At 71.5% G+C, this 26,689-nt stretch carries 24 protein-coding genes; 13 read left to right on the forward strand and 11 right to left on the reverse strand.

Annotated features, from left to right (window positions below; all coding sequences use genetic code 11):
* The first annotated feature begins 40 nt into the window (after positions 1-40).
* The 8 genes from POL72_RS08820 (at position 41) to POL72_RS08855 (ending at position 11,559) form a co-directional block, all read left to right on the forward strand.
* A complete protein-coding gene (locus POL72_RS08820; protein ID WP_272094580.1) occupies positions 41-976 on the forward strand; it encodes a tetratricopeptide repeat protein in 936 nt (311 codons plus the stop codon).
* Positions 977-1,047: 71 nt separating this feature from the next.
* Positions 1,048-2,622: a hypothetical protein gene (locus tag POL72_RS08825; protein WP_272094581.1), complete on the forward strand. Its 1,575-nt coding sequence runs from the start codon at positions 1,048-1,050 to the stop codon at positions 2,620-2,622.
* A gap of 246 nt (positions 2,623-2,868) precedes the next feature.
* Positions 2,869-4,518 (forward strand): hypothetical protein, encoded by a 1,650-nt coding sequence (locus POL72_RS08830; protein WP_272094582.1) that lies wholly within the window; start codon positions 2,869-2,871, stop codon positions 4,516-4,518.
* 140 nt (positions 4,519-4,658) lie between these two features.
* Positions 4,659-5,435, forward strand: coding sequence for a hypothetical protein (locus tag POL72_RS08835; protein ID WP_272094583.1), 777 nt, complete (start codon positions 4,659-4,661; stop codon positions 5,433-5,435).
* A 55-nt stretch (positions 5,436-5,490) separates the two neighbouring features.
* Positions 5,491-7,158, forward strand: a complete 1,668-nt coding sequence (locus tag POL72_RS08840) for a hypothetical protein (protein ID WP_272094584.1) — start codon at positions 5,491-5,493, stop codon at positions 7,156-7,158.
* A 71-nt stretch (positions 7,159-7,229) separates the two neighbouring features.
* Positions 7,230-7,844: a TetR/AcrR family transcriptional regulator gene (locus tag POL72_RS08845; RefSeq protein ID WP_272094585.1), complete on the forward strand. Its 615-nt coding sequence runs from the start codon at positions 7,230-7,232 to the stop codon at positions 7,842-7,844.
* Positions 7,838-9,571, forward strand: coding sequence for an ABC transporter ATP-binding protein (locus POL72_RS08850; RefSeq protein ID WP_272094586.1), 1,734 nt, complete (start codon positions 7,838-7,840; stop codon positions 9,569-9,571). Before POL72_RS08845 ends, POL72_RS08850 begins: the two co-directional genes overlap by 7 nt.
* A complete protein-coding gene (locus POL72_RS08855) occupies positions 9,568-11,559 on the forward strand; it encodes an ABC transporter ATP-binding protein (RefSeq protein WP_272094587.1) in 1,992 nt (663 codons plus the stop codon). Before POL72_RS08850 ends, POL72_RS08855 begins: the two co-directional genes overlap by 4 nt.
* 62 nt (positions 11,560-11,621) lie before the next feature.
* Here the strand turns inward: POL72_RS08855 and POL72_RS08860 are convergent, their stop codons facing one another.
* Entirely contained in the window at positions 11,622-11,813 is a 192-nt protein-coding gene (locus tag POL72_RS08860) for a hypothetical protein (RefSeq protein ID WP_272094588.1), read from the reverse strand.
* 73 nt (positions 11,814-11,886) lie between these two features.
* Positions 11,887-12,294: a RidA family protein gene (locus POL72_RS08865; RefSeq protein WP_272094589.1), complete on the reverse strand. Its 408-nt coding sequence runs from the start codon at positions 12,292-12,294 to the stop codon at positions 11,887-11,889.
* Positions 12,295-12,428: 134 nt separating this feature from the next.
* On the opposite strand from POL72_RS08865, the gene POL72_RS08870 reads away from it, so the two are divergent.
* On the forward strand, positions 12,429-13,370 hold the full coding sequence (locus POL72_RS08870; protein WP_272094590.1) for a LysR family transcriptional regulator: 942 nt from the start codon (positions 12,429-12,431) through the stop codon (positions 13,368-13,370).
* Between the two features lie 33 nt (positions 13,371-13,403).
* Here POL72_RS08870 and POL72_RS08875 read toward each other — a convergent pair whose 3' ends face one another.
* From POL72_RS08875 to POL72_RS08890, 4 genes are all read right to left on the reverse strand, one after another.
* Positions 13,404-14,573 carry a pyridoxal phosphate-dependent aminotransferase gene (locus tag POL72_RS08875; protein ID WP_272094591.1) on the reverse strand — a complete coding sequence of 390 codons (1,170 nt, stop codon included), beginning with the start codon at positions 14,571-14,573 and terminating at the stop codon, positions 13,404-13,406.
* A gap of 194 nt (positions 14,574-14,767) precedes the next feature.
* Complete coding sequence (locus POL72_RS08880; RefSeq protein ID WP_272094592.1) at positions 14,768-16,822, reverse strand: sodium-translocating pyrophosphatase; 2,055 nt, start codon at positions 16,820-16,822, stop codon at positions 14,768-14,770.
* A 301-nt stretch (positions 16,823-17,123) separates the two neighbouring features.
* Complete coding sequence (locus tag POL72_RS08885; RefSeq protein WP_272094593.1) at positions 17,124-17,546, reverse strand: DUF1810 domain-containing protein; 423 nt, start codon at positions 17,544-17,546, stop codon at positions 17,124-17,126.
* Positions 17,547-17,613: 67 nt separating this feature from the next.
* Entirely contained in the window at positions 17,614-18,294 is a 681-nt protein-coding gene (locus POL72_RS08890; protein ID WP_272094594.1) for a hypothetical protein, read from the reverse strand.
* 877 nt (positions 18,295-19,171) lie between these two features.
* Between POL72_RS08890 and POL72_RS08895 the strand changes: the two genes are divergently transcribed.
* Positions 19,172-20,482 carry a hypothetical protein gene (locus POL72_RS08895; protein WP_272094595.1) on the forward strand — a complete coding sequence of 437 codons (1,311 nt, stop codon included), beginning with the start codon at positions 19,172-19,174 and terminating at the stop codon, positions 20,480-20,482.
* Positions 20,483-20,633: 151 nt separating this feature from the next.
* Here the strand turns inward: POL72_RS08895 and POL72_RS08900 are convergent, their stop codons facing one another.
* On the reverse strand, positions 20,634-22,121 hold the full coding sequence (locus POL72_RS08900; RefSeq protein WP_272094596.1) for a DUF5050 domain-containing protein: 1,488 nt from the start codon (positions 22,119-22,121) through the stop codon (positions 20,634-20,636).
* Between the two features lie 525 nt (positions 22,122-22,646).
* Here POL72_RS08900 and POL72_RS08905 point away from each other — a divergent pair.
* Positions 22,647-23,438: a hypothetical protein gene (locus POL72_RS08905; protein WP_272094597.1), complete on the forward strand. Its 792-nt coding sequence runs from the start codon at positions 22,647-22,649 to the stop codon at positions 23,436-23,438.
* A 46-nt stretch (positions 23,439-23,484) separates the two neighbouring features.
* The gene (locus POL72_RS08910; RefSeq protein WP_272094598.1) at positions 23,485-24,231 is read left to right on the forward strand and encodes a hypothetical protein; all 747 of its coding nucleotides are present in this window, start codon (positions 23,485-23,487) and stop codon (positions 24,229-24,231) included.
* Between the two features lie 160 nt (positions 24,232-24,391).
* Here POL72_RS08910 and POL72_RS51605 read toward each other — a convergent pair whose 3' ends face one another.
* Positions 24,392-24,748, reverse strand: a complete 357-nt coding sequence (locus POL72_RS51605; RefSeq protein ID WP_373372163.1) for a four helix bundle protein — start codon at positions 24,746-24,748, stop codon at positions 24,392-24,394.
* A gap of 102 nt (positions 24,749-24,850) precedes the next feature.
* Here POL72_RS51605 and POL72_RS08915 point away from each other — a divergent pair, with 102 nt between their 5' ends.
* Positions 24,851-25,144: a hypothetical protein gene (locus POL72_RS08915; RefSeq protein WP_272094599.1), complete on the forward strand. Its 294-nt coding sequence runs from the start codon at positions 24,851-24,853 to the stop codon at positions 25,142-25,144.
* 51 nt (positions 25,145-25,195) lie between these two features.
* Here POL72_RS08915 and POL72_RS08920 read toward each other — a convergent pair whose 3' ends face one another.
* From POL72_RS08920 to POL72_RS08930, 3 genes are read right to left on the reverse strand one after another with little or no spacing between them, the layout of a single operon-like run.
* On the reverse strand, positions 25,196-25,645 hold the full coding sequence (locus tag POL72_RS08920) for a hypothetical protein (RefSeq protein ID WP_272094600.1): 450 nt from the start codon (positions 25,643-25,645) through the stop codon (positions 25,196-25,198).
* Positions 25,642-26,034: a DUF4150 domain-containing protein gene (locus POL72_RS08925; RefSeq protein WP_012238290.1), complete on the reverse strand. Its 393-nt coding sequence runs from the start codon at positions 26,032-26,034 to the stop codon at positions 25,642-25,644. The genes POL72_RS08920 and POL72_RS08925 overlap by 4 nt, the downstream gene beginning before the upstream one ends.
* 9 nt (positions 26,035-26,043) lie before the next feature.
* On the reverse strand, positions 26,044-26,688 hold the full coding sequence (locus POL72_RS08930) for a DUF3540 domain-containing protein (protein WP_272094601.1): 645 nt from the start codon (positions 26,686-26,688) through the stop codon (positions 26,044-26,046).
* Between the last annotated feature and the right edge of the window lies 1 nt (position 26,689).

Raw genomic sequence — 26,689 nt, forward strand, 5'->3', positions numbered from 1 at the left:
ATCGAGCTCGCGTAGACGATTCCCGGCGGAGGTGCTCGCCGTGGGAGGAGCCGTGCTCCTCGCCTGCCCCGACGCCTCCGCGCAGGGGCGCGATCCTGCGGCCGCGGAGGCGCTGTTCGACGCCGGCAGGGCGGCGCTGCAGGCGAAGGACTACGACGCCGCGTGCCCGAAATTCCGGGAGAGCTACGAGCTCGATCCGGCGCCCGGGGCCCTGCTGAACCTCGGCGATTGCGAGGAGAAGCGCGGCAGGGTCGCGACCGCGTGGTCGATCTTCCGGCAGCTCGCGCGCGATCTGCCCGCGAACGACGACCGCCGCCCCATCGCCCAGTCGCGCGCGGCGGCGCTCGAGGCCCGCGTCCCGAGGCTCACGATCCGGCTCGCGCCGGGGGCGCCCGCGGACACGGCGGTGCAGCGCGCGGGGGTCCCGGTCGGCGCGGGCTCGCTGGGCTCGCCGTTGCCGGTGGATCCGGGCGAGGTCCACGTGACGGCGGCGGCGCCGGGCCGGAAGCAGAAGACCTTCACGGTGCAGCTCGCCGAGGGCGCGCAGATCGAGCTGCTCGTGGCGCCGGAGGGGCCCGCGGCCGCCGCGAGCGCGGGGCCTGCGCTCCCGCCGAGGACAGCGCCGCAGGAGGCGGGAGGCTCGCCCCGGCGGACGGCCGGCTGGATCAGCGCCGGCGTCGGCGCGGTCGGGATCGGCGTCGGCGCCGTGTTCGGCGCGCGCGCGATCGGAAAGAAGGCCGACGCAGAGGCGTACTGCGACGAGGACAACGTCTGCCTGGATCAGGGGATCAAGCTGCAGAAGCAGGGCGTGACCGCGGGGACGATCTCGACGGCCGCATTCCTGGTCGGGGCGGCGGCGCTGGGCACGGGCGCGGTGCTCGTCTTCACGGCGCCCTCCTCGAGGCAAGGGTCTGCCGCGCCCCGGGCCACGATCGGCGTGGTGCCGGGAGGCGCCATGGCGACGGTCGTCTTTTGACGGGAGCTGCGCGGCGCCGCCGCGAGGGAGGGGCCCGGGTGGTGAAGCGGGATCAGAGGAGCGTCCGAGCCGTGTTCTCCGCCGTCCTGCTCGTCGCGGCGGGCGTGGGAGGCTGCAACGCGATCATCGGCCTCGAGGTCGGCCAGCTGGACGCATCAACGGGCGGCACGGGCGGCGCGGGCGCGGGCGGAGGGGCCGAGGGCGGCAGCGATAGCGGCGGCGCTGGCGCTGGCGCGGGCGGCGACGGCGGCGGCGCGGGCGCGGGCGGCAGCGCCGGGGGCGGCGGCGAGGCGCCGTTCTGCAGCGGGGATCGCGAGGGCGCGATCCGCGGGCCGCAGGCGCGCTGGGGCACGACCCTCGGGCTCGACGTCGCCGACGTCGCGGCGCACGGCGACGGGGTGACGGCCATCGTCAACGAGAAGGGCACGATCTCCGTCGCGCGGTGGGCGCGCGGCGGCACCCGCGATGCCGGGTATGGGCTGACGGCGACCGATCTGCTGGAAGGCGACATCAAGGCCACGCACCTCTCCATCGGCCAGGGGCTCGCCTATGTGGCCGGGTGGTCGGGCAGCGGCCCCCAGCTGCCCAGCGCGTCGTCCACGGGATGCGTCACCACCGCGCGCGCTCTCTCTCACCCGAGCTTCCTCGCTGCGCTCGACGCGAAGGGCCAGTGCCGGTGGGCGTGGTCGCCGAACGGCGGCGCCACCTCCACCCCGCTCGGCCTCGCGGCGGCGCCCGGCGCGGTGGTGATCGCCGCCTCGGTGAAGGGGCCGAGCGTGAACGACGGCACGTGCACCCTCGCGATGGGCGGCGCGGAGACGTCCGTGGGGCTGGCCGCGATCGATCCGGCGGCGGGCGGTTGCCTGTGGGGGATGCCCATCGGCCCGTCGCCGGCCGTGACCGTCGGAGGGCTCCTCGTCGACGAGGCGCGCGGCGAGGTGCTGGCGGTCGGCCGCTACGAGGGGGAGGAGGGCTACGTCGTCGGGGGAGCGCTGCTCCCTCCCTCGCAGGATCGCGATGTGTTCGTTGCGCGCTTCGCGCTGACCGAGGGGTCGCTCAAGGGCATCGACGCGTTCCCCCTCCCCGGGCGTCAGGAGGTGGACCAGCGCGGGGCCGCGCTGCTCCCGGGCGGCGACGTCGTGATCGTCGGTTCCTACGCCGGCTCGCTCGACTTCGGCGAGGGCTGCCCGCCGGCGCCCGACGAGGACGCGCCGAACATGGAGAACTTCTTCGTCATGCGCGTCTCCGGCCCGTCCGTGGTCTGGGGCCGCGGGTTCGGCGACGCGGGGCATCGGCAGTGGGTCACCAGCGTGGCGGCGGCCCCCGATGGCCTGATCTACGTGACGGGGAACTACCAGGGCGAGATCGACCTCGGGAACGGCGGGAAGCTCGTCGCTCCGGCGACGGACGCCGATCCGATGGTCGGGTTTCTGATCGTGCTCGACGCCCGCGGCAACGTCGTCTCCGCCTCCGAGCTGAAGGGGACGGGCGACGCTTACGTGTGGGCGGCCGCGCCCGGCCCGGCCCCCGGCGACGCCCTCTATCTCGGCGGGGAGCTGGGCAGCACCCTCGATATCGGGCGCGACCCGCCGCTCACCGACGCGATGGGGCACGGGTTCGTCGCCGAGCTCCCGGGCGCGCGGTGATCCCCGCTGTCCGGCGCGCCGGGCCGTGAGCGCTCGACGCCCCGCCCCCCGCGTCGGCCGCCACCACCGGATCGCCGCGGCGCGCGCTCCGGCCGATGGCGGACGGCGGAGAGCGCGCCTTTCGGTGGGATGCGCCGGAACCCTCTCGACTCCTGAAGCGACGCTCGCCATGAAGTCGATGGTGGCGAGCGAGGCGAGAGCTGCCGCTGACGGCCGCGGCGACGCCGCGCCACCAGGAGACGGGAGATGAAGCGCGATCTCAGGAGCACTCGACCCATGTTCTGCGCCGGGCTGCTCATCACCGCGGCCGCGGGGGGCTGCAACGCGATCATCGGGCTCGAGGTCGGCGAGCTCGACTCCTCGACGGGCGGCGCGGGCGCGACCGCTTCGAGCGTGTCGGCCGGCGGCGCAGGAGGCGAAGGCGGTCGCGGCGAGGGCGGCTCAGGCGAGGGCGGCTCCGGTGAGGGCGGCGCCGGCGAGGGCGGCGCCGGCGAGGGCGGCTCGGGCGGCGGGAACGAGGCGTTGTGCAGCTATACCCGCGAGGGAGCCGTCCGGGCACCCGCGGGAGAGTGGGGCAAGCTGTCCGGCCTGTCGGTCGTCGGCCTCGCGGCGCGAGACGGCGAGGTGACGGCCCTGATCAAGGAGAGCCGGGAGCTCGCCAGCGAGCCCACCAAGATCAGGACGGGGTTCTCGGTCGCGAGGTGGAGCGCGTCCGGGGTCCGCGATAGCGCGTACGGGACGACGACCGGCGACATGCTCGGCAGCGTCTCGGCCGAGCACCTGGCCGTCGTCTCGGACCTCGCCTATGTGGCCGGCTGGTCGGAAGCTCCCCTCACCTTGCTCGCGTCCGGCGGCAGGTGCACCGCCAGCGCGGGCGCGGACACCGGCCGCAAGCCGAGCTTCCTGCTGGCGCTCGACGCGCAGGGCAAGTGCAGGTGGGCCTGGAGCGTGGAGGCCGAGTCCAACGCCCACCCGCTCGGGCTCGCGGCGACGACCGACCGGGTCGCCCTCGCCGTCTCGCGATCACGGGCGACGAGCGCGACCACCGACGATTGCGTCCTCGGGGCCGCCGACCAGCGCGGGGTCACGGATCTCGTGACCTTCAACGCAGGCGGCAGGTGCCGGTGGAGCCGCGCGCTCGGATCCTCCGCGGCCGTGCACGTCGCGGAGGTCATCGCCGCGCCGGAGACCGGCGAGGTGCTCGTCGTCGGCGACTACGATGCGCCGGACGGGCCGCTCGACATCCAGGGGAGAACGCTCCCCCGCGCGCCGGATCGCGACCTGTTCGTCGCGCGCTTCCGGCTCGATGACGGCGCCCTGACCGGCCTCATCCCGCTCACGGCCGCCGGGAGCCAGGCGGCGGCGCGGCACGGGTCCGCGCTGCTCCCGGGCGGCGACGTCGTGGTCGCCGGGACCTACACCGGGCCGTCCTTCAGCTTCGAGGACGACTGCCCGCTCCTGCCTCCCACGGGAGACACGGAGAACTCGTTCGTCGCGCGCGTCTCGAAGGGGGGAGTGGTCTGGAGCCGCGGGTTCGGCGACGAGAAGCGAGATCAGATGGTCGTCAGTCTGGCGGTGGACGGAGCAGGCGCGATCTACATCGCCGGGACGCTCGAGGGCGAGATCGCCCTGGGGAACGGCGAGAGCCTCACGGCCGGGGCGGACGAACTGCAGAGCTTTCTGATCGTGCTCAATCCCGGCGGCAACGTCCTCTCCGCGACCGCGTTCGCGGGGGCAGGCACCGTGGGCGTGTGGGCGGTCGCGCCGGGCGCGACGATCCGCGATCCCTTCACCATCGGCGGTGAGCTGACGGAGACGTTCTCTCTCGTCCCCAGCGACCATTCCAGCCCTGCGTCGGGCGAAGGGTTCATCGCCCGGGTGAAGGGGTTGCCGTGAGCGGCATGCGCGGACGCCAGCGCACCCCACGAGCAGTCCACGACATTTCCGCACGACGACACGGAGCCTGCGACCGGACCGCAGCGGCGCGCATTCCGGCCCGGGTTGACGAAGGGGGGACTGGCAGCTTCCATGAGAGGATGCGCTCGCTTCACCGCCTCGTCTGTTTTTGCCTGGCCCTCCCTGCCGGACTCAGCTGTGGATTCCCCGACGCCACCTTCACGGAACGCTCCAGCACCGGCACGGGCGACGCGAGCGGCGCCACGGAATCGGCGAGCACCGCCGCCACATCCTCGGGCGCGGCGGGCCCCGGCGGCGGCTCGGCGACCTCCAGCGCCGGCGGGAACGGCGACGGCTCGACGGGCGCCGGCGGCGACGCGCCGGGCGCCGGCGGCAGCTCCGCGGGCTCGGGCGGCGGCTCGGCGACCTCCAGCGCGAGCGCTGGCCCGGCGACCTCCGGCTCGGGCGGCGGCTCGGCGACCTCCAGCACGAGCGCCGGCCCGGCGACCTCCGGCGCCGGCGGCGGCTCGGCGACCTCCAGCACGAGCGCCGGCCCGGCGACCTCCAGCGCCAGCGGCGGCACCGTCGACTGCGACGCCGACGGGGACGGCTATCTGTCGCTGGCGTGCGAGGGCGGCGACGATTGCAACGACGACAACCCCTCGGTCCACCCGAACCAGCCGAGCACCTTCTATGACACGCCGATCCCTCCGGGACGCAGCTTCGATTACGACTGCAGCGGCGGGGAGGAGACGGAGTTCGACTCCGTCAAATGCACTGGCCTGCTCGTCTGCACCGCGAAGAGCAGCGTGTTTCTGAGCGACGTCCCGTGTGGAAGCCGGGGCCCGTTCGGCTCCTGCGACCTCACCTGCAAGTCGACCATCACCTTTCCCAATTACGTCAGGGAATGTCATTGAGCCTGCGCTGCCTCGGCGGCGGCTCGAGGATGTCACGCAACGGAGAGCCGATCCGATGAGACCCGAACCGCGCGCCATCCGATCCGTCGTGTCGTGCGCCTGCCTGCTCGCCGCGGTCGCGGGAGGCTGCAACGCGCTCATCGGGCTGGAGGTCGGCGAGCTGGCTCCGTCGGAGTCCAGCGCGGACGCCGCCTCGGCCTCCTCCTCGGGGGGCCCCGGCACCGGAGGCTCGGGTGCCGGTGGTGAGGGCGCCGGTGGTGCGGGCGCCGGGGGAGCAGGCGGCGACAGCGGAGGGGGTGGCAGCGGCGGCGGAGGCAGCAGCGGCGATGGCGGGGGCGGCGGCGGGGGCAGCGGCGGCGGGGGTCCGCTGTGCAGCGACGCCGAGGGGACCCTCGTCGAGCCGTCGGCCAGCTGGGGAGCGACGCTCGGCTTCGACGTCGGCGATCTCGCGACGTCGGACGGGGCGTTGACGGCGGTCATCACGGAGGTCCTCGCCAGCGGGGCGTTTCGCTTCTCGGTCGCGAAGTGGACCTCCGGCGGGACGAACGATTCCCGGTACGGGCTGTCGGCGAACGATGTCTGGGGCTTGCACCTGGCCGCAAGCGGCGGCGCCACCTACGTGGCGGGGGAGGCCGCGGGGGCCACCAATCTCCCGGGTGGGCTCCTCGACGCGTGCCGCGTCGGCCCTCCGCTGGTCGCCACCAGCTACACGACGAGCTTCGTCGCGGCGCTCGACGCGAACGGCCGTTGCGGGTGGGCGTGGAGCCTCGACGCGCAGCACAACACCACGGCGCGCGCCATGGCGGCGAGCTCCGAGGCGGTCGTCTTCGCCGTCGACGTGTCGGACGCCGGCCGGAGCTTCGGCCCGTGCGAGCTGAAGAGCGTCCCGGCGGAGTCGGCGCTGCTCGCCGCGCTCTACCCGGCGGACGGCGCGTGCAAGTGGCAACACCGCCTCGGGCCGCGGGCAGCCGTGACCGTCAAGGCGCTCCCCGTCAACCCGAAGGCGGCCGGCAACCTCGTGACGGTCGTTGGCGACTACGAGTCGCTCGAAGGAGCGGTCACGTTCGGCGGGGACACCCCCTTCGCCGCGGAGCAGCGCGACGTCTTCGTCGCGCGCTACGCGGCGATCAGCGGCGCTCTCGTCGACGTGACGACGCTGAGCCTCGAGGGGGATCAGCAGGTGGCGCAGCACGGCGCCGCGCTGCTCCCGGGCGGCGACGTCGTGATCGTCGGCTCGTACCGGGGGGTCGTCGACTTCGGCGGCGGCTGCCCGGCGTTGCCCGACGCCGGGGACACGGAGAACTTCTTCGTCGCGCGCGTCTCGAGGAAGGGCGTCGTGTGGAGCCGCGGGTTCGGCGACGGCAAGGAGAGCCAGGTCGCGGCCGGCGTGGCCGTGGACGGCGCCGGCGCGATCTACGTCACGGGGGAGTTCACGGGCGCCATCCCGCTGGGGAGCGCCGGGAGCCTCACGACGTCCCAGAAGCGGGCGGGGTTTTTGATGCGGCTCGACGCGCAGGGCAACCTGATCTCCGCGGCCAAGGTCGAAGGAGCCGGCACCGTCGCCCTCCGCGTCGTCGCGGTGGACGGGGCGCTCGGCGGGCCCGTCTACGTCGCCGGCACCGTGACGGGCGCGCTCCACCTCGACGGGCTCGACACGCCGCTCGGGAGCGAGAGCGATAACGAGTCCCGCGGCTTCATCGCGAGGCTCTCCGGCGCGCGCTGATCCGGGCCTACGGCCGAATGAGTGAGCGCTCACTCTTGACGAGTGAGCGCTCACTCCGGTACAGGGGACGCATGGCACCACCAAGCCGACGAGCTCCTCCCCTGCGTCCGGAGGAGCGTCGCGCGAGCATCATCGCGGCGACGATCCCGCTGCTGCGCTTGTACGGCCGCAACGTGACGACGGCGCAGATCGCGATGGCCGCCGGTACCGCGGAGGGAACGCTGTTCCGCGTGTTCCCCGACAAGGAGTCGCTGATCCAGGCCGCGATCGCGACCCTTTTCGATCCGGCGCCGACGCTGCGAGAGCTGGAGCGCATCGATCTCGCGGCGCCGCTGCGCGATCGCTCGATCCAGGCGGTCGAGATCCTGCAGCGCCGCGTCGAGGGCATCTGGCAGCTCATCTCGATGCTCGGCATGACGATGCCGCCCCCCATGCGCCCCGAGTCCGGGTGCGCTCAGACGCCGCGCCAGGATGAGCAGGTTCACGTGCAGCTCGAGCGCCTGTTCGAGGCGTCGCGCGACGAGCTGCGCTGCGATCCGGCGTATGCAGCGCGGCTACTGCGCATGATGACGTTCGCGGGCACCCACCCGCGGATCACCGACGGCATGCCCCTGACCGCCGCGGAGGTCGTGGCGGTCCTGCTCGATGGCATCCGCCGCCGCCCCGAAGAGGAGGAGTCTTGCTGAGGCAGCTATTGGGCCGCTTCCTGCGCCCGCAGGCGCGCTTGCTCGCGCTCGTCGTCGCGCTCCAGCTCGTGGCGACGCTCGCCTCGCTGTACCTGCCGAGCCTGAACGCCGACATCATCGATCAGGGCATCGCGCTCGGTGATACGTCGCGGATCCTGGAGCTCGGCGCGATCATGCTCGCGATCACCGGCGTCCAGATCGTCTGCTCGGTCGCCGCGAACTACGCCGGCGCGCGCGCCGCGATGAGCTTCGGTCGCGACCTGCGCGCGGCGGTGTTCCACCGCGTCGGCGAGTTCTCCGCGCGCGAGCTGTCGCGGTTCGGAGCGCCGTCGCTCATCACGCGCACAACCAACGACGTCCAGCAGGTGCAGATGGTGGTGATGATGGGCTGTACGATGCTCGTCCTCTCGCCGATCATGTGCGTCGGCGGCATCGTGATGGCGCTGCGCGAGGACGAGTCGCTCGCCTGGCTGCTCGCGATCGCGGTGCCGCTGCTCGCCGGCGCCGTCGTCGCGATCATGTCGCGGATGATGCCGCAGTTCCGGCGGATGCAGCCCCTCATCGACACGGTGAACCGCGTGCTGCGCGAGCAGATTACCGGCGTGCGCGTGATCCGCGCCTTCGTGCGCGAGCGCGCCGAGGCGGCGCGCTTCGAGCACGCGAACGGCGACCTCACCGAGACCGCGCTGCGCATCGGGCGCCTGCAAGCGCTGATGTTCCCGACCGTGATGTTCGTATTCAACGCTTCGAGCGTCGCCGTCCTGTGGTTCGGCGCGCACCGGATCGCGGACGGCACGCTGGCGATCGGCTCGATGACCGCTTTTCTCGCCTACCTGGTGCAGATCCTGATGGCCGTGATGATGGTGACGTTCATGGCCGTCATGCTGCCGCGCGCGGCCGCTTGCTCGGAGCGCATCGTCGAGGTGCTGGACACCGAGCCGTCCGTGCGCGCCCCCGACCAGCCCGTCACGCTCGTCGAGCCGGCCGGCCTCGTCGAGCTGCGAGACGTCGAGTACCGCTATCCGGGCGCCGAGCTGCCCGTCCTTCGCGGCATCTCGTTCGTGGCGCGCCCCGGGCAGGTCACCGCGATCATCGGCAGCACCGGCTCGGGCAAGACCACGCTGCTCGACCTGATCGCGCGGCTCATCGATCCGACGAGGGGCGAGGTCCGGCTCGACGGTGTCGACGCGCGCATGCTCGCCCTCGACGCGGTGTGGTCGTGCATCGGGCTCGTGCCGCAGCGACCCTTCCTGTTCTCCGGCACGGTGGCCTCGAACCTGCGCTACGGCGACCCCGCGGCGAACGACGAGCAGCTCTGGGCGGCGCTCGCCGCCGCGCAGGCGCGCGACTTCGTCGAGGCGATGCCGCGGAAGCTCGACTCGCCGATCGGGCAGGGCGGCACGAACGTCTCCGGCGGCCAGCGCCAGCGGCTGTCGATCGCCCGCGCCCTGCTGCGCCGACCGCGCGTGTATCTGTTCGACGACGCCTTCTCCGCGCTCGACGTCGCCACCGAGGCCCGGCTGCGGGCCGCGCTCGCCGAGCGCACGCGCGCCGCCACGGTGTTCATCGTCGCGCAGCGCGTGTCGAGCATCGTCGACGCGGACCAGATCCTCGTGCTCGACAACGGCGAGATCGTCGGCAAGGGCAAGCACGGCGAGCTGCTCGCGACGTGCCCGACGTACGCCGAGATCGTGGCCTCGCAGCGCGACACGGCGGTGGCCGCATGAGCGCGCATCGCGCTGGCTCCCCGCCCGCCGCCCCCGAGGGGGCGCGCTCCCCGGTGATGCACCGCGGCCCCTTTGGCATGGGGGCCGCGCCGCCGCAGAAGGCGAAGCAGTTCGCGCCTTCCGCGCGGCGCCTCCTCGGCCGCCTCGCCCCCGAGCGCGTGCGCCTCACGGTCGTGCTCGCTTGCTCGCTGCTCAGCGTGGGGCTCGGCCTGACCGGCCCGAAGCTGCTCGGCCACGCGACGGACATCATCTTCTCCGGCGTGATCGGCGCTCGCCTCCCGGCGGCCGCCACGAAGGCCGAGGCCATCGCCGAGCTCCAGCGCTCCGGCCAGGCGCGGCTCGCCGAGCTCGTGGGCCACATGGACGTCGTTCCCGGCCGCGGCATCCAGCTCCGTGAGCTCGCCGAGCTGCTCCTGCTCGTGATGGCGCTCTACGCCGGCGCGTCGCTGTTCGCCTGGCTGCAGGGCTACCTGCTCAACAAGGTCGTCCAGAGCACCGTGCGACAGCTCCGCGCCGAGGCGCAGGACAAGCTCGCCATCTTGCCGCTCGCCTACTTCGACGGCCGCCCGCACGGCGAGCTGTTGAGCCGCGTCACGAACGACATCGACAACATCGCGCAGGGCCTCCAGCAGACGCTGACGCAGATCATGAACGGCGCGCTGACGCTCATCGGCATCGTCGTCATGCTCGTCGTGATCTCGCCGGTGCTCGCGGTGATCACGCTCTTCACGGTGCCGCTCTCGGTGCTCACCACCGCGGCGGTCGCGAAGCGCGCGCAGGCGAAATTCGTCGCGCAGTGGGCGCAGGTCGGCGTGCTCAACGGCCAGATCGAGGAGGCGTTCACCGGCCACTCGCTCGTCAACGTGCTCGGGCGACGCCGCGACGTCGAGGCGCGCTTCCAGTCCACGAACCAGGAGCTGTTCGAGACCAGCTTCCGCGCGCAGTTCATGTCCAGCATCATCATGCCGGCGGTCAATTTCGTCGGGAACCTGACCTACGTCGCGATCGCCGTCGTCGGCGGCCTGCGCGTCGCGTCGGGCGCGATGCTGCTCGGCAGCGTGCAAGCGTTCATCCAGTACTCGCGCCAGTTCTCTCAGCAGCTCGGCCAGCTCGCGTCCGTCACGAACGTCCTGCAATCGGGCGTTGCCTCCGCAGAGCGGGTGTTCGAGCTGCTCGACGAACAGGGACAGTCCCCCGACGCCACCCCGCCCGCGGCCCTGCCGAAGGTCAGCGGCGAGGTCCGGTTCGAGCACGTCACGTTCCGCTACAAGCCCGACGAGCCCCTGATCGAGGACCTCGATCTCACCATCATGCCAGGCCAGACGGTCGCGATCGTCGGCCCGACCGGCGCCGGCAAGACCACGCTCGTGAACCTCTTGATGCGGTTTTACGAGCTCGACGGCGGTCGGATCCTGATCGACGGCGTCGACATCGCGCGCCTGCCTCGCCGCGAGCTGCGCGCGAAGCTCGGTATCGTGCTGCAGGACACATGGCTGTTCTCGGGCACGATCCGCGACAATATCGCGTTCGGCAACGCGGCCGCGACCGAGGCCGACATCCAGGAGGCGGCGCGCGCGGCGCACGTCGACCGCTTCGTGCGCGCCCTGCCCGCCGGTTACGATACGGTCATCAACGAGGATTCGGGCAACCTGAGCGCCGGCGAGAAGCAGCTCATCACGATCGCCCGCGCGTTCCTCGCGAACCCGGCGATCCTGATCCTCGACGAGGCGACCTCCTCGGTCGACACCCGGACCGAGGTGCTCGTCCAGCGCGCGATGGCCGCCTTGCGCGCCCAGCGCACGAGCTTCGTCATCGCGCATCGCCTTTCGACGATCCGCGACGCCGACATGCTCCTCGTGATGAACGCAGGGCGCATCGTCGAGCGCGGCACGCATGCGGAGCTCCTCGCCGCAGGGGGCCACTACCACGCGTTGTACCAGACCCAGCTCGCCGGCAACGGCGGAAGCGGCGCGCAGCTCGCGGGCTAGAGCGCCGCCGGCCCGACGTCACTTGACCAAGCGTCGCGCCGCACTCTCCTACATCCGAACGTTTACGTAGTCGTAGTCGTAGTCGTAGTCGTAGTCGTGGTCGTGGTCGTAGTCGTGGTCGTGGTCGTGGTCGTAGTCGTGGTCGTGGTCGTGGTCGTGGTCGTGGTCGTGGTCGTCAACGATAGGCCGTGAACGACCACGACCACGACCACGACCACGTAAACGACCACGTAAACGTTTACGTTAACGACCACGTAAACGTTCACGTTGGGGACCGAGGGTGGGGTGGAGCGGGCCGGGGCTCCGCTCCTCGCCGGGCTGCTGCGCTCAGTCGATGACCGCGGTGGCCTCGACCTCGACCAGGTGCTCGGGATCGGAGAGCGCGCTGACACCCAGCAGCGTGCCTGGCGGGACCGGAGTGACTCCCAGCTTCGCGGCCGCCCGAGCGATCCCCTCCAACAGCAGGGGCATCTTGTCGGGAGTCCAGCCGACGGCATAGATGGTCAGCTTCGCCACGTCGTTGAAGGAGCCGCCGACCCCGGCCAGGGCGGTGGCGACGTTGAGATAACACTGCTCGACCTGAGCGGCGAAGTCGCCCCTGCCGATCGTCCTCGCGTCGGCATCCCAGGCGACCTGGCCTGCGATGAACACGAGCTTCGACCCGGTGGCGACCGACACCTGTCGATACGCCTCGATCTTCGGTAACCCGCTGGGGTTCACCAGGGTGATGGCCATGCTGCCTCCTTCGTCCTCTCCCTGCGCGCAGGGCGGCATGCCCCGCCGCGCGCTGGTTAGATGTACCCGCCCCGCCGCGACCGGTAGACCCACGGCGCCAAACGAGCCGATAAGCGCTGCTATACAATCGCGCCATGAACCGCGCGACGGACCGCTTCGAGGGTCTGACCGTCTTCCTCACCGTGGCGAGGCACCTGAGCTTCCGCGCCGCCGCCGCGGAGCTCGGCGTGACCACGGGCGCCGTGAGCCAGGCGATCCGCGCGCTCGAACGCCGCGTCGGCCTCCCGCTCTTCTCGCGCACGACGCGCCGCGTGGGGCTCACCGAGGCCGGCGAGCGGCTGCACGAGCGCCTCGCGCCCGCGGCCGGGGAGATCAGCGCCGCGCTCGAGGCGCTCGACGAGCTCCGCGGCCAGCCCGCGGGGCTGCTCCGCCTCACCGTCCCTCGGACGGCCGTACCGTTCGTGATCGAGCCGGTGCTCCCGCGCTTCCGCCGCGCTTACCCCGACGTGGCCGTCGAGATCTCGGTGGACGACGCCTTGGTCGATCTCGCCGAGAGCGGCTTCGACGCCGGTGTGCGGCTCGGCGAGGACCTCGCCCAGGACATGACCGCCGTGCGCCTCACGCCCGATCTCCGCTGGCTCGTCGTCGGCGCACCGTCGTACTTCGCCGCCCACGGCCGCCCGGAGGAACCCGAAGATCTGCTCGCCCACACGTGCATCCGGTATCGATTCCAGAGCTCCGCGCTCTATCGCTGGGAGTTCGTGCGCGATCACCGCGAGATCACCGTGCACGCTCCTGGCACGCTCACGGTGAACGACGCCAATCTGGCGGTGTCCCTTGCGCGCGACGGGCTCGGGCTCGCTTACATGTTCGATCTGGCCGTCGCCGAGGATCTGGCGAGCGGGGCGCTCGCGACGGCGCTCGAGCGCCACGCGCCGACGGGGCCCGGATTCTTCCTCTACTTCCCCGCCCGCGCGCAGACGCAGGCGAAGCTGCGCGCGTTCATCGACACGGCCCTCGCCGTGCTCATGCCGGAGGGCCGGCGGAAGGTGGATGAGACGCGCGCCGCCTCGTGAGCTCCTCGGGCGCCTCCAGCGACCCCCCGCCGCTCACCGCGCGCGCTGACGCTGCCAGGCGACGATCCGCGTCACCGCCTCGTCGACCTGCTCGACCGGGGCCGCGAAGGACAGCCGGACGTACCGCGCGCCCCCGATGCCGTCGAAGTCCGTGCCCGGCGTGAGCGCCACGCCCGTGTCGGCGAGCAGCCGCTCGCACCACGCCACCGAGTCGTCCGTGCCGACATCGGCATAGAGGTAGAAGGCGCCATCGGGCGGCGCGACCTTCCAGCCGAGCTCGGGCAGCCGCCGCAGCAGCAGGTCGCGCGCCGCCGCGTAGCCCTCCACCAGCCGGTCCGCCTCGGCGTATGCCTCCGGGGTCAGGGCCGCGAGCGCCGCGTGCTGCGCCAGGGCGGGCGGGCACAGCGCGAGGTTCCCCGCGAGCGCGTCGACCGTCGGGACGAGCTCGGGCGGGAGCACGAGCCACCCCAGGCGCCAGCCCGTCATGGCCCAGTACTTCGAGAAGCTCGAGACGACGACGGCGCCCGCGTCGACGTGGCGCGCCGCCGTCGCCTGGCGCCCGGCCCACGGGCCGTACGTGAGGCCGTGGTAAATCTCGTCGCTCACAAGCCGGACGCCGTGCTCCGCGCACCAGCGCGCCATCGCGTCGAGCTCCGCGGCGTCGACCATCGTGCCCGTCGGGTTCGCCGGGCTCGCCAGGATCACGCCGTCGAGCTTTCCACCGTCGCGCGCGGCCATGAGGTGCGACGTCGTCAGCTGGAACCGGCTCTCCGGGCCGCACGGCAGCTCGACCACCTCCACCCCGAGGGAGCGAAGGATGTTCCGGTACGCCGGGTAGCCCGGGCGAGCGAGCGCCACGCGGTCGCCCGCCTCGAACGCCGCGAGGAACGCGAGCAGGAACCCGCCCGACGACCCGGTGGTGAGCGCGACGCGCGACGGGTCGAGCTCCACGCCGTACCAGCGGCCGTAGTGCTCCGCGAGCGCGCGGCGCAGCGCCGGGATGCCGAGCGCCTCGGTGTACCCGAGGTCGCCCTCCGCCAGGAGCGCGGCCGCCCGCGCGCGCACGGCCGCGGGCGCCCCGGAGCCCGGCTGGCCCGCGCACAGGCTGATGACCGGCTCACCCGCCGCGCGCCGCGCGTTGGCGGCGGCGAGCACCTCCATGACAGCGAACGGCGGCACCTGCGAGCGGCGGCTGATCCTCACCCGACCATCCTTCTCCCCCGCCGAAGACAGGCCATTTACAGCACGGAAGCTCCGCTGTCAGCAGAGGAACTTCGATGGCTGAGGCAGGACATCCGCTTCAGTCGCTCGCGAGCGCGCGCGAGGCCACAAAAGCGAGAACGCGGCCGGTAGGGGGCCGCGTTCTCCATCGTCGCTCGCCGCGACGGCGCGTCCGCTCAGGCGATGAGCGGGGCGATGAGGAGCGACACGACGCCCATCACCTTGATGAGGATCGAGATGCCGGGGCCCGACGTGTCCTTGAAGGGATCGCCGACGGTGTCGCCGACGACGGCGGCCTTGTGGGCGTCGGAGCCCTTCGCGTGACCGTCGAGGCCGCCCTTCTCGATGTGCTTCTTGGCGTTGTCCCAGGCGCCGCCGCCGTTCGCCATCATCAGCGAGAGCACCGCGCCGACGACGAGGGCGCCGGCCAGCGTGCCCGCGAGGACCTCGGGGCCGGCCACGAAGCCGACGACGACCGGCGCGAGCACCGCGATGGCGCCGGGCGCGATCATCTCGCGGATGGCGGCCGACGTGGCGATGTCGACGATGACCTTCGGCTGCGGGTCGACGCCCGGCTTGCCCTCGAGCAGGCCGGGGATCTCGCGGAACTGACGGCGGATCTCCTCGACGATCGCGCCGGCCGCGCGGCCGACGGCGGTCATCGTGAGCGCGCCGACGAGGCACGGGAGGAGCGCGCCGAAGAGGAGCCCCATGAGGACCTTCGCGTCCGTCAGATAAAGCACGAGCTCCGGCAGGCCCTTCGCGCGGCGGACCGCGTCGACCTCCATGTTGAAGGCGGCGAACAGCGCGACGACGGTGAGCACCGCCGAGCCGATCGCGAAGCCCTTGCCGACGGCCGCGGTGGTGTTGCCGACCGCGTCGAGCTCGTCGGTGATCGCGCGGACCTCCTTGCCGAGGCCGGCCATCTCGGAGATGCCGCCCCCGTTGTCGGCGATCGGGCCGTACGCGTCGACGGTCATGACGATCGCGGTCCCCGCGAGCATGCCGACCGCGGCGAGCGCGATGCCGTAGAGGCCGAGGTAGTGGTTCGAGATCCAGCCCACGGCGACGAGGGTCATGAGGGGGATCGCGACGCTCTCGAGGCCGACCGCGATGCCGCGGATGACGTTGGTGCCAGGGCCGGTGAGCGAGCTCTGGGCCACCTTGTGGATGGGGCCCATCGACGTGTAGTAATCGGTCACGAGGCCGACGATGGCCCCGCCCGCCGCGCCGGCCGCGAGGGTGATGACGGTGCCGGAGCTGAAGCCGAGCCCCGGGAGGATGCCGGCCGCCGCGAGCACGACGAGGAACGGCGGGACGATGAGCGCGAGGCGCAGCACGCGGGCCGGCGGCAGGTTCTTGAGCGCGCGCGTGATGAAGATGCCGACGACCGAGACCGCGAGGCCGATCGTCGCGAGGAGCAGCGGCAGCGACACGGCCATCGCGCGGAGCTCCTGCTCGCTCACCGACGGGGCGAGCTGCTGCAGCTTGGCGATCGGCAGCGTGAGGCCGAGCGCGATCGCGGCGACGACCGCGGCCACGTAGCTCTCGTAGATGTCGGCGCCCATGCCCGCGATGTCGCCGACGTTATCGCCCACGTTGTCGGCGATGACGCCCGGGTTGCGGGGGTCGTCCTCGGGGATGTTCGCCTCGACCTTGCCGACGATGTCGGCGCCGACGTCGGCGGCCTTCGTGTAGATGCCGCCGCCGATGCGGGCGAAGAGCGCGATCGAGCTCGCGCCGACGGCGAACGAGTGGACGATCGTCGCGAGGTGCTCGTGGTTGCGGAACAGGGCATAGATGCCGCCCAGGCCGATGAGGCCGAGCCCCGCCACGCAGAGGCCCATGACGGCGCCGCCGTCGAGCGCGGTGACGAGCGCGGTGGGCTTGCCGTGCGCGCGGGCGGCCTCGGCCGTGCGAACGTTGGCGTACGTCGCGGCCTTCATGCCGAAGAAGCCGGCGATGAGCGACAGGAACGCGCCGGCGGCGAAGGCGCCCGCGGACAGGAGCCCGAGCGTCGCGGCCAGGAGCGCGAAGACGGCGGCGGCGTAGACGGCGAGCACCTTGTACTCGCGCGCGAGGAAGGCCATCGCCCCCTCGCGGACGTAGCGCGCGATGCGCGCCATCGTCTCGTTGCCTTCAGGGGCCTTCTTGACACGCACGTAAAAGGAGCGTGCGACCATGAGCGCGACGGCGCCCGTTACGAGCGACTGGTACGACAATGCATCCACGGGTGATGGTCCTCTCGGTCGCCCCCGGCCGGAGCGAGCGCCGGCTCACTCGTCCGTCCACGACGGCGGATCAAGTAGGAAATTGCGCTGCCTCGGTTCCAGACGGCCGCCCGGGGCGAAATCTTGAGCTGGCCTCCGGGAACCTGGCGTGCGCGACGTCGGTCTTGCTGGCTCCCGCGCGAGCCATCGGAGACCGTGACATCGGAATATTACAGATAGAAACGACGCGCGCGACGCGAGAGCGCGCGTCGACGCGCGGAGCACGGGGGCGATCCAGCGGCGCGTCCGACGACGACCAGCGCTACTCGAGCAGCGCGAGCGTCTGCGGATCGGGCTCGCCGCCGCAGTACTTGTCGAGCGCCGCGAGGAACGTCCCCTCGCCGGGGGCCGCGCGGGAGAACAGGGTCATCGACGAGCAAAACTTCATGTCATCGGGGCTATCGAAGATGTCGTAGAGCGAGCGCCCCTCGATCTGGTTCACGAGGCGAGCGCACTCGAGCAACCTCGGACCGAGCGTCGGGTGCTGCAGATACGCCTCGGCTTCGGCCTTCGAAGCGATGCCGTACCTCTGGGCCATGGCGCTGTGACCCAGGCCCTTCAGCTGCGGAAAGATGAACCACATCCAGTGGCTGGTCTTCTCTCCTCGGCGCAGCTCGGCCAGGACGCGGGCATAGACCGGAGCCTGCGCGTCCACGAATCGTTGCAGGTCGTACGGATCGGACATGGGCGCTCCTCGACCCCAGAGTAGCGTTCGGTCGGGCCGCTCGACACCGCGGATCGTCGCGCGCGGATCACAGGCCCGTGTGCGTCCCCGTGATCCAGACGGTCGCGTGGGAGCCGTCGGGCTGCGTGGCCCAGGTGCGGACCCGGTACTTGCTCGTGGCGACCTGCTGCGCGGTGCCGTAGTTCTCGTGGAAGTAGACGAACGCCGGCGTCGAGCAATGCCCGCGGCCGGTCAGCGGGTTGTCCCAGATCCAGGCGCCCGCCTGCTCCTTGTACGTGAGCTGCACGAACTGGCTCGTGGCCGCGTCCCAGCGCTGCACGCGCGTGGCCATCTTGGTGTTCGCGCAGTCGCTCATCGCCTGCGACGCGTCGCTCCACGAGGTGGAAGAGGCCCCCCAGAAGGACGGCTGCACGTCGAAGCGGTAGGTCTCCGGGGTCTGGTGCTGGTAATAGCCCGGCACGGGGAAATCCACGATCGTCGTCGCTCGATCCTGCCCGATATCAGGACAGATGCCGTCGATCCACTGGTAGGCGCGGACGTAGTTCTCGGTTGCTCCGACCGCGGTGAGCTGCGCGCTCGTGAAGTTCGGGTCGGTCCCCATCGCGCAGGGGTCAGGGTTTCCTCCGAGCGCCTCGGCGCTCTCCACGGTGTCTTCCTCATCGATGCTGCCGTCGTCGGCCGCGACGCAGCCCGTGATCATCGAGAAGGTGATGAGACCGAGACCGAGATGATACGCAGCAATCTTCATGGTTCGACTCCCCGTGGTATGCCGGCCTCTCGGCCGCGCCCGCACTCGCACTCCAACAGAGAGCAGGGAGCGTGCCTGCGACCATCCCCTGAGCGCTCCCGTGCCTTCGATGATCTCGCAGCGCAGGATCGCGATGCGGGCTGTGGGGCAGACCGCCGCTCGCCCCCGGCGATGGAGGCGGCAGCCTCCTCCATCGGCAGGGCGGTGAAGGCTTGCGCCTCCACCTCGGCCGCGATGATCGATTGCCCATGCGGAGCACGGAGCACCTCGGTGCCCTTTGTGTCATGGCGCTTGAGTAGAGGGCGGCGCGGGTCGTGGCACCAGGCGCCGCGATGCTCGGCTGCAACCGCTCAGGAGCCGTGGCGCCTTTCCCCTGGACCACCGTGCGTTCGGGTCGATGGCGTACACGAGATGCCAGGCCATCATCGATTTGAAATCATCGAGATGATGTCAAAATCGGTCCCCACACGGGAGACCATGGCCTGCGCGCCCCATGGCTCGCAGGTCGTCATGGTCGAGCAGAGAGCGCGCGTTTCGAGGCGCGCTGGAGGAGCTCATGCCTCAAGTCTCGACGATTCTCAGGAACAGCAGGATGCATGCCGCCGTGGTGATGACATCCGCCATGGTCGGTTGCGCCGCGCCCCCTGAAAGCAAACAGGGGAGCCCCGAACCCGACGGGGCAGCGGCGTCCGCGAGCGCGCTCCGGGCGAATGACAGGCACTCACGGCATGGTCACGGCCACGGTCACGGCGCAGCGAGCTGCAATGATCACAACCCATGCACCCTGGACGCACGCGTCAGGCGGGCATGCGTCCATGCGCCCGCGCCGTATGGCCCGCCGCCGTCGCGAGGGCGAGATCGCTGCGGCGAGGGCGAGGTGTGCGACGGACACGGCGCCTGCGTGGAGCCGGGCGCGCCGCTCTGGAGCGTGAGCTTTCCCGGCGAAGCGTCGTTCGAGAGCATCAACGCAGACAGGGCCAGCAATGTCCTCCTCACTGGCCAGCTCAGCGGTACGGCCGACCTCGGCGGAGGCCCGCTCACGAGCGCGGGGCAGCGCGATGTGCTGATCGCGAAGCTCGATCCGGACGGCGAGCTCGTCTGGGCGAGGCGCTACGGCGGCCCTGGGGACGAGTTCGGCTCGAAGATCGCCGCGCTCGCCGACGGGGGCCGGGTGAACGCGGGAGGCTACGTCGACTCGCTGGATGTCGGCGCCGGGCCGATCCCCAGCGCCGGGCTGAGCGACATCTACGTCATGAGGACGGACCCGGCAGGGAACCCCGCGTGGGTCCGCCATTTCGGCGATCCCGCCTATCAAGACGTCTATGGCCTGGCGGTCGACGGCGAAAACAACGTGGTCGTCCTCGGCTCGTTCGAGGGGACTGTCGACTTCGGCGCGGGGCCGGTGAGCAGCGCTGGCGCGCAGGACATCTTCCTGTTCAAGCTGGACCCAGCGGGCAACACCCTCTGGAGCAAGGGCGTCGGGAGCGACTCCAGCGACGGGTCGGTCGCCCTCACGACGGACCCGATCGGCAACGTGATCTTCGGAGGATCCGTGGGGACCGGCGCGGATCTGGGCGATGGGCCGCACCCGGGCCCTCGGCTCTTCGTCGCGAAGCTGGATCCCGCGGGCAACCACCTCTGGAGCAGGGCGTTCGGAGACACGTCGGGCTTCATCCAGGACGTCGAGGCGGACCCGGCGGGCAACGTGGTCGTGGCCGGGCAGACGGGCATTCCCATCGACCTCGGCGCAGGGCCGATCATCAACGAGGGCTATCAGGCCGCGTTCCTCGCGAAGCTCGACGCGGCCGGGAACACCCTCTGGAGCAGGGGTTTCAGCGCGCCGGAGAGCCTTGTCGTCATCACCTCGATCGACGTCGACAGCCAGGCGAACGTGGTGGCTTCCGGGGTGCTCGTCGCCGACGTCTCGGCGACGCTCGACTTCGATGGGATCCCCTTCCCTTCAGGGCACAACCCGTCGAGCTACAGCGCGCGCACCTTCCTGGTGAAGCTCGGCGCCGACGGGCACGTGCTGTGGGTCGAGGGGTTCGACACGGAGCGCCCCTTCGGCATCGTCGTCGATCCGCGCGATCGCGTGCTGGCCACGGGGACCTTCACCGGCACCCTCGACCTCGGCTCCGGCCCGCTGACGGGAAACGAGGACACCTTCGTCGCGGCGTTCGGCCCCTGACCCACGGCGACCACGAGGGCGAGCCACGCGGGGGGGCCCGCCCGCGTGGGCTCACATCCCGACGGCGGAGGGCGGCGAGCGCGAACAGGCACCGTTCGTCGGCTTCGCCCCTGCCCTCGCGCGCTCGCGGTCGCCGCCGGGACACGGACGCTCAAGGAGCGTGGTAGGACGCGACCTGCCCCTGGTAGCGGTAGTCGCCGGCGTTGGACCAGAACACGCCCTGCCCCTCCGGGGCGAGGACGCGCCAGGGGACGGGCTGTCCGAACGCCAGCAGGACGGTCCTGTTGCTCTCGAGATCGTGCGCGTTGACGCTGCGGTTCCCGCGCGTATCCGTCGAGAACAGCGTCGAGCCCCGAAGGGCCAGCCCCGACATCGAGATCCCCTGATGGACCAAGGTCTTCTGCCCTCCGGCGATGGGCGCCTTGAAGACGCCGCCGTCGCCGGCGTTGGCCCAGTAAACGAACTCCGCGTCCACCGCGATCCCGGCCGGCTCGGCCTCGTCGTCGGCGATGACGGTGACCTCCCCGCCCGACTTCGCCACCTTGTAGACCTTGTTGGTCGCGGCTCCGCCGGTCCAGTAGAGGTTCTCTGCGTCCTGCGCGAGGTACGCGGGCCTCCCGGCGTCCGACGCGAGGACGACCGGCTCGCCGCCGTCGAGCGGCATCGTGTAGATGTTCTCGCCGTCGCCGTCGCCGAAGTAGAGGGCCGACGCGTCGCCGATGACGCTCACGACATAGCCGACCTGGGCCAGCGTCTCCACCTCCAGGCTCGCCTTGTCGACGCGCCGGAGCGCCGAGGGGATCACGGGATCATCGTCGCCGCCGCTCGCCCAGTACACGTGGGAGCCGTCGACCCACAGCGCCTTGGGATCGGGATCGGCGGGGATCATCGCCTCTGGCTCGGCGGTGCCCAGCCTCACGCGGTAGATGAACCCGTCGTTGTTGTCCCCGGTCGCGACGTCCTCGGTGCCGCCGCTCGCGAAGTAGAGGAAGGACTCGTCGGCTGCCAGCGCGCTCGGGTAGCGGTGCCGGCTCGCCATCGGGGTCGGCAGGATCATCCCGGGATAGATCCTGGAGACGCGGTTCGTCTCCGTGATGACGCGGTCCCTGGAGACGTCGTGTCGCGCGAGCGGCGCGAAATCGTCCGAGCCCTCCTGCGCGGTGAAGGCATAGGCGCCGAGGACCGTGTTTTCGCCAAGCTCCGCCTTGAGCTCCACGGTGATCGGCAGCGTGAGCGTGATCGGCCTGGCGAACGTCAGGCCCTCCGGGCCGAGCACGTACATGGGCCCCACCGCGCCCTCGGGCGCCTCATCGATGCGCTCGATGGTGATCACCGTGTCCTCGCTCACCGCGCCTGGCGGCACGTCGATCGTGAAGCCGTCCTCCGCGGTGAAGGTCGCGCCCTGCGCATCGACGGAGAACTGCTGCCCGGGCCCCGGCTGCGCGCCGGTCCCCGACGTGGCGTCGCCGCTCGCGTCGCTGCCGTTGGCGTCGCCGCCGCCCGCATCGCCGCTGCCCGTATCGCCGCCGCTCGCATCGCCGCCGCCCGTGGCCCGATTGCCCTTGTCCGTCCCTCCGCACGACGCGCAGCTCAGCGCGGCTGCCGCGCACGCCAACATCATGAATAAGGTCCTTGTCATCGTTTCGCTCCTCCGCGGGCGGTCGTCGCCGCCATGTCATGGAAGGCCATGGTTCTGCCGAGCTCGCCATGGGGGCGGCTGCGACATCACCCTTGATCAGACAACAGCGTAGCGCCCGATGTGGCGGTGGCGAGCTGAGCCAGAGCAGGTGAGAGACATACAGTCTTTACCTGTCAGGGTTATCCCAGGCGTCCACTCGCCATGCCCCTTACGCATCGTGGTTGTCCCACGTGTCCACTCGCTACGGTCCTTGCCCGTCAGGGTTGTCCCAGGTGCATGGTTGGACCGCGCGTCGCCGGCGACTCATGACTCGCCGCGGCGGGGCGGCGGCGCCGCGCGGGCGCTCAGGCCGCGCTCGACGACGGAGCGGGCGAGCGGCTCGCCAGCGTCGGGGCTTCCAGCGCCGCGCCCGTCGACGGTGTGCGGGCGGATTGAGTTCGTGAACGGTCCGCGTATCCTGGCCTCGCTGCACCGAAGCCCCCCGCAGTTCCTCGGAGTCGTCGCGCGAGCGTGACGGGAGCCAGCATGCCGATCGGGCAAACGAAAGGGAGTATCGTACCGCATCGCCGCATCGCCGCGCCGCGCGCCCGCGGCACGCGGGCCGCCGCGGTGCTCGCGGCGCTGCTCGGGCTCGCCGCGCCGGCGGCCGCGCAGGCGCAGGGCGCGCCGAAGCCGGCCCGCGGCGACGCAGCGAGGCCCGGCGCGCCAGGCACGGCGCCCGCGACAGCGGGTGCCCCGATCGCTCCAGCGCCCGTCCCGATCGCTCCGGTGCCCGCCCCGATCGCCCCGGCGCCGGTCCCCATCGCTCCGGCGGGCGGCGCGCTGCTGCCCATCGCGCAGGGCTACTACCTGCCGACGCCGCCGCTCCCGCCGTGGGCCAACCCACGGACCATCGAGTACGAAGAGGGGGACCCGATCCCGCGCGGCTACGCGCTCCGGACCAGGGCGGACCGCAAGCTCGTCACGGCGGGGCTGCTGACGTTCGGCATCCCGTACGCGCTCACGTTCACGGTCGCAGGCATCGCGTCGCTCGACAACGACGATTTCGGCGAGTTCGGGCCGCTGTTCATCCCGTTCGCCGGCCCGATGCTCGCGGCCGGGACCCTGGAAGCGGAGGGCGCGGGCATCTTCTGGCTCACGATGGACGCCGTGACCCAGGTGGGCGGGCTCCTCCTGTACGCCGCCGGTCTCGCGAACGAGGACGTCTACCTCGAGCGCCAGTTCACGGTGAGCTCACGCGACCCCGGGCCCGCGGTGACCCGCTGGCCTGCGGTCTCGATCGGCGCGTCCTCCGCTGGGCTCCGATGGCGATTCTGAACCGACGCCCCCGCGCCGACAGCCCTCACCCCGAAGGGAGACGCACGTGACCGCGATCCGCACCGTCCTCTCGCTGGCCGCGCTGGTTGGCGCGCTTGCGCTCGCAGCGCCGGCTACGGCGGAGGGCGAGGCCCCCCCGTCCGCGCAGAGCGCGCCACCGCCTGGCTACGCACCGCCTGGATACGCGCTGCCGCCTGGATACGCGCCGCCGCCAGGCTACGCGCCGCCTGGATACGCACCGCCTGGATACGCGCCGCCCGGCTACGCGCTGCCGCCTGGATACGCGCCGGCGCCAGACCACGTGCCGCCCGGCTACGTGCCGTATTCGCCGTCCGTCATCCTCGGCATGCCGCGAAAGCTGACCTACACGGAAGGCGGGATCCGGCCCGCGGGCTATCGCGTCGAGACGCAGATGAACCGCGGGCTGGTGGTCGCGGGGTCGATCGTCCTCGGCAGCGCGTGGGCGCTCGCGGCGCTGACGGCGGGGACCATCCTCAGCTCGGGAGACAGGGATGCCGTCAGCTACTCGCCGATGCTCGTGCCCGTGGGCGGCCCGTTCATCACGCTCGGCACGGGCGAGGAGGTCGACGTCGACGATGACGACGGCCAGCTCGCCGCCGCCCTCCTCCTCCTCGACGGCGCCACGCAGGTGACCGGCTGCGTGCTGCTCATCGCCGGCCTCGCCTCCAACCAGCGGGTCTGGGTGCGCGACGATATCCCTCACAAGGTGGCAGACCAAGCCCCCGAGCTCACCGTCGGCCCCACGGGCGCGACCCTGCGCGTGCGCTTTTGAGGATCGAGCTCGCGTGAGCGAGCGAAACAGGTGAAACCCGCTCCCCCCCTCGGTCACGAACGTGGTCGTAGTCGTAGTCGTAGTCGTAGTCGTGGTCGTGGTCGTGGTCGTGGTCGTCAACGACCGTTCGTGAACGTGAACGTCCCCCAGAAGTCCTCTCTCATTTCCCACGATTCACCTCGCTCAGCGCCATCTTCGTGAGCATCGAGACCGTCCTCTCCAGCAGTTCGCGAGGCTCCACGAGCTCCTGTGCGGTGACGAGCCCCAGGGCTTCGAACACATCGAGGATCGCAGCGCACTCCAGCGCCGAGCCCCTCGCTATCGCATAGAACCGGCGCGCATCTCGCTCCGGCTTGCCGCTGCCCTCCGCGATGTTGAGCGGAACGGAGAGCGCCGCTCGACGCAGCTGATCAGCCAGCTCACCATGCCCGCGAGGGGATCGAGCTGCCAACGGAGCGCTGAGAGCGAGGAACGAGATGGCGCAGCGATAGACGTCAAGTCGTTGGAATCCGAACATGGCAGGGATTTCGACGCGACGTAAAACTCGGTTGCGCGGAATCGAACGGAGGTGGAGACAGTCGTCGGCCGAGGTTTCGGAAGAACGTTTACGTCTACGATCGTGTCGTCGACGACCACGACCACGACCACGACCACGACCACGACTACGACCACGACCACGACCACGACCACGACCACGACTACGACCACGACCACGACTACGACCACGACTACGACCACGACCACGACCACGACCACGACCACGACCACGACTACGACACGACGCGACTACGACCGCGTTTCCACCGGGAGAAGCGTCGCCATGTCGTTCGCGAACACGGACGGAGGCGGCTCGAGCGGGAACTCGGAGAAGAACCGCGGGGTTTCGTGGCTCAACAGCCAGGGCTGTAACTAGACCCTGCGTCGACCGCGCCGCGGCGGGGCCGACCGTGCGTGGCCGTGCGCATCACACGGAGCGGCACGCGAAGATGTGCTCGATCGCGTCGATCACGAGCTGCTCCACCTGGTATGCGGTGATCTCGGCGGGGCTCGCGAAACGCAGGAGATCCATCGGCGGCGGCCTCACGATGAGATAGGCGAGGACCTCCGGCGCCTCGCGCCGCTGGATGACCGCGAAGGCGATGCGGTCCACCCCCGGTGGGGCGCTCGCTCCCCGGATCCCGAGCTCGAGCGCGATGCTCGGCGCCTCGGGCTCCTCATCGAGCGCGATGCGCGGAACGTGCCCGGCGGAGCGGAGCTCGGAGGCGACCTCCTCGAGGACGGGCTTTATCACCTCGCCGCTCACCGCCCGGAAGGCGTCGTCGAAGGCCCGGCGATCGCTCGCGAGCTTCTCTTGCTGCCGCGCCGCATAGCGGCTCGTGATGAGCGCCAGGCGGTGCCTGCTATGGTCCCTCACGGCGCGAGGAGGAGCACTTTGACCTGGCTCGGGACGATCGATACGGCCGGGCAGTTCGTCGAGTTCGTGATCGTCATGCTGGTCAGTCGCGTGGCCGGGATGCCGCCGGCGAGCACGGTGAACGACGCCGTGACATGCCGCGACGGGCCCATCACCATGCCCGAGGCGACCCCGAGGGCGACGCCGGGATTGTCGCCGTTCGTGAGCGGCACGGTGGTCGCCAGGTTGTGCGCCGGCGTGCACATGAACAGCACGTTGTACGCGGCCGGGATGCCCATCGGCTGCATCGCGATGTTCGGGTACGGGACCGGGGTCGGGGCCGGCATCGGCGTGAGACACACGTCGGGTGCGCCGAGAGACATGCCCATCATCTGCGTGTTCGCGAACATCTCGCCCCCTCAACCAAGGTGGATCTGGGAACCGTCGATCTTGGTCAGCCCGCCGCTGTTCACGAGCGTCGTCTCCGCCTTCACGTGGAACGCGGCCCGCGCCTCGAGCTCCAGGTACTCGGCGCGCACCGTCTCGGAGCGCGCGATGAAGCGATAGGCCCGGTCGAGCCGCTGGACGAGGCGCTCGGCCACCGTCTCCACCGACTGCGCCACGGTCTTGATGCGGTCGACCTTCGCCGTGAGGCTGTCGCCGAGGAGGCTCAGGACCCCGACCACCGCGTCGGCGCGCGCCGCCGAGAGGCGCGCAGATCCCGCGGCGATCGTGGCCTCGGCGGGCGTGATCAGCTCGACCCCATCGCGCCCGCTCACCGAGACCCTGCCCGACGCGGCGGCGATCTCCAGGTCGCCCTCGGCCGAGAGCCGCGCCGGCGCCGCGTCGTCGCGCTCGAGCACCGCGAGCACGTGCGAGCCGCGCTCGTGGTGCGCGACGAGCACCTCGTCGCCGAGGGCGGGATCGAGCAGACAGCTGGCGGCCCGCCGCGCCTCCAGCTCGCCCGAGCTCGACCTGACACGCAGGCTGCGACCCGAGACGCCCACCACGATCGCGACCTCCTGCGCAGGCCACGCCAGCTTCCTTGCCAGATTGTCTCTCATC

The sequence above is a fragment of the Sorangium aterium genome, assembly GCF_028368935.1.
Classification (GTDB): Bacteria; Myxococcota_A; Polyangia; order Polyangiales; family Polyangiaceae; genus Sorangium; species Sorangium atrum.

Bases quoted from the DNA above. Each gene is read 5' to 3' on its own strand.
- POL72_RS08830 (WP_272094582.1), top strand. From the start codon at position 2,869: ATGAAGCGCGATCTCAGGAGCACTCGACCCATGTTCTGCGCCGGGCTG.
- POL72_RS08835 (WP_272094583.1), top strand. From the start codon at position 4,659: ATGCGCTCGCTTCACCGCCTCGTCTGTTTTTGCCTGGCCCTCCCTGCC.
- POL72_RS08840 (WP_272094584.1), top strand. From the start codon at position 5,491: ATGAGACCCGAACCGCGCGCCATCCGATCCGTCGTGTCGTGCGCCTGC.
- POL72_RS08845 (WP_272094585.1), top strand. From the start codon at position 7,230: ATGGCACCACCAAGCCGACGAGCTCCTCCCCTGCGTCCGGAGGAGCGT.
- POL72_RS08855 (WP_272094587.1), top strand. From the start codon at position 9,568: ATGAGCGCGCATCGCGCTGGCTCCCCGCCCGCCGCCCCCGAGGGGGCG.
- POL72_RS08865 (WP_272094589.1), bottom strand. From the start codon at position 12,294: ATGGCCATCACCCTGGTGAACCCCAGCGGGTTACCGAAGATCGAGGCG.
- POL72_RS08870 (WP_272094590.1), top strand. From the start codon at position 12,429: ATGAACCGCGCGACGGACCGCTTCGAGGGTCTGACCGTCTTCCTCACC.
- POL72_RS08885 (WP_272094593.1), bottom strand. From the start codon at position 17,546: ATGTCCGATCCGTACGACCTGCAACGATTCGTGGACGCGCAGGCTCCG.
- POL72_RS08890 (WP_272094594.1), bottom strand. From the start codon at position 18,294: ATGAAGATTGCTGCGTATCATCTCGGTCTCGGTCTCATCACCTTCTCG.
- POL72_RS08900 (WP_272094596.1), bottom strand. From the start codon at position 22,121: ATGACAAGGACCTTATTCATGATGTTGGCGTGCGCGGCAGCCGCGCTG.
- POL72_RS08905 (WP_272094597.1), top strand. From the start codon at position 22,647: ATGCCGATCGGGCAAACGAAAGGGAGTATCGTACCGCATCGCCGCATC.
- POL72_RS51605 (WP_373372163.1), bottom strand. From the start codon at position 24,748: ATGTTCGGATTCCAACGACTTGACGTCTATCGCTGCGCCATCTCGTTC.
- POL72_RS08925 (WP_012238290.1), bottom strand. From the start codon at position 26,034: ATGTTCGCGAACACGCAGATGATGGGCATGTCTCTCGGCGCACCCGAC.
- POL72_RS08930 (WP_272094601.1), bottom strand. From the start codon at position 26,688: ATGAGAGACAATCTGGCAAGGAAGCTGGCGTGGCCTGCGCAGGAGGTC.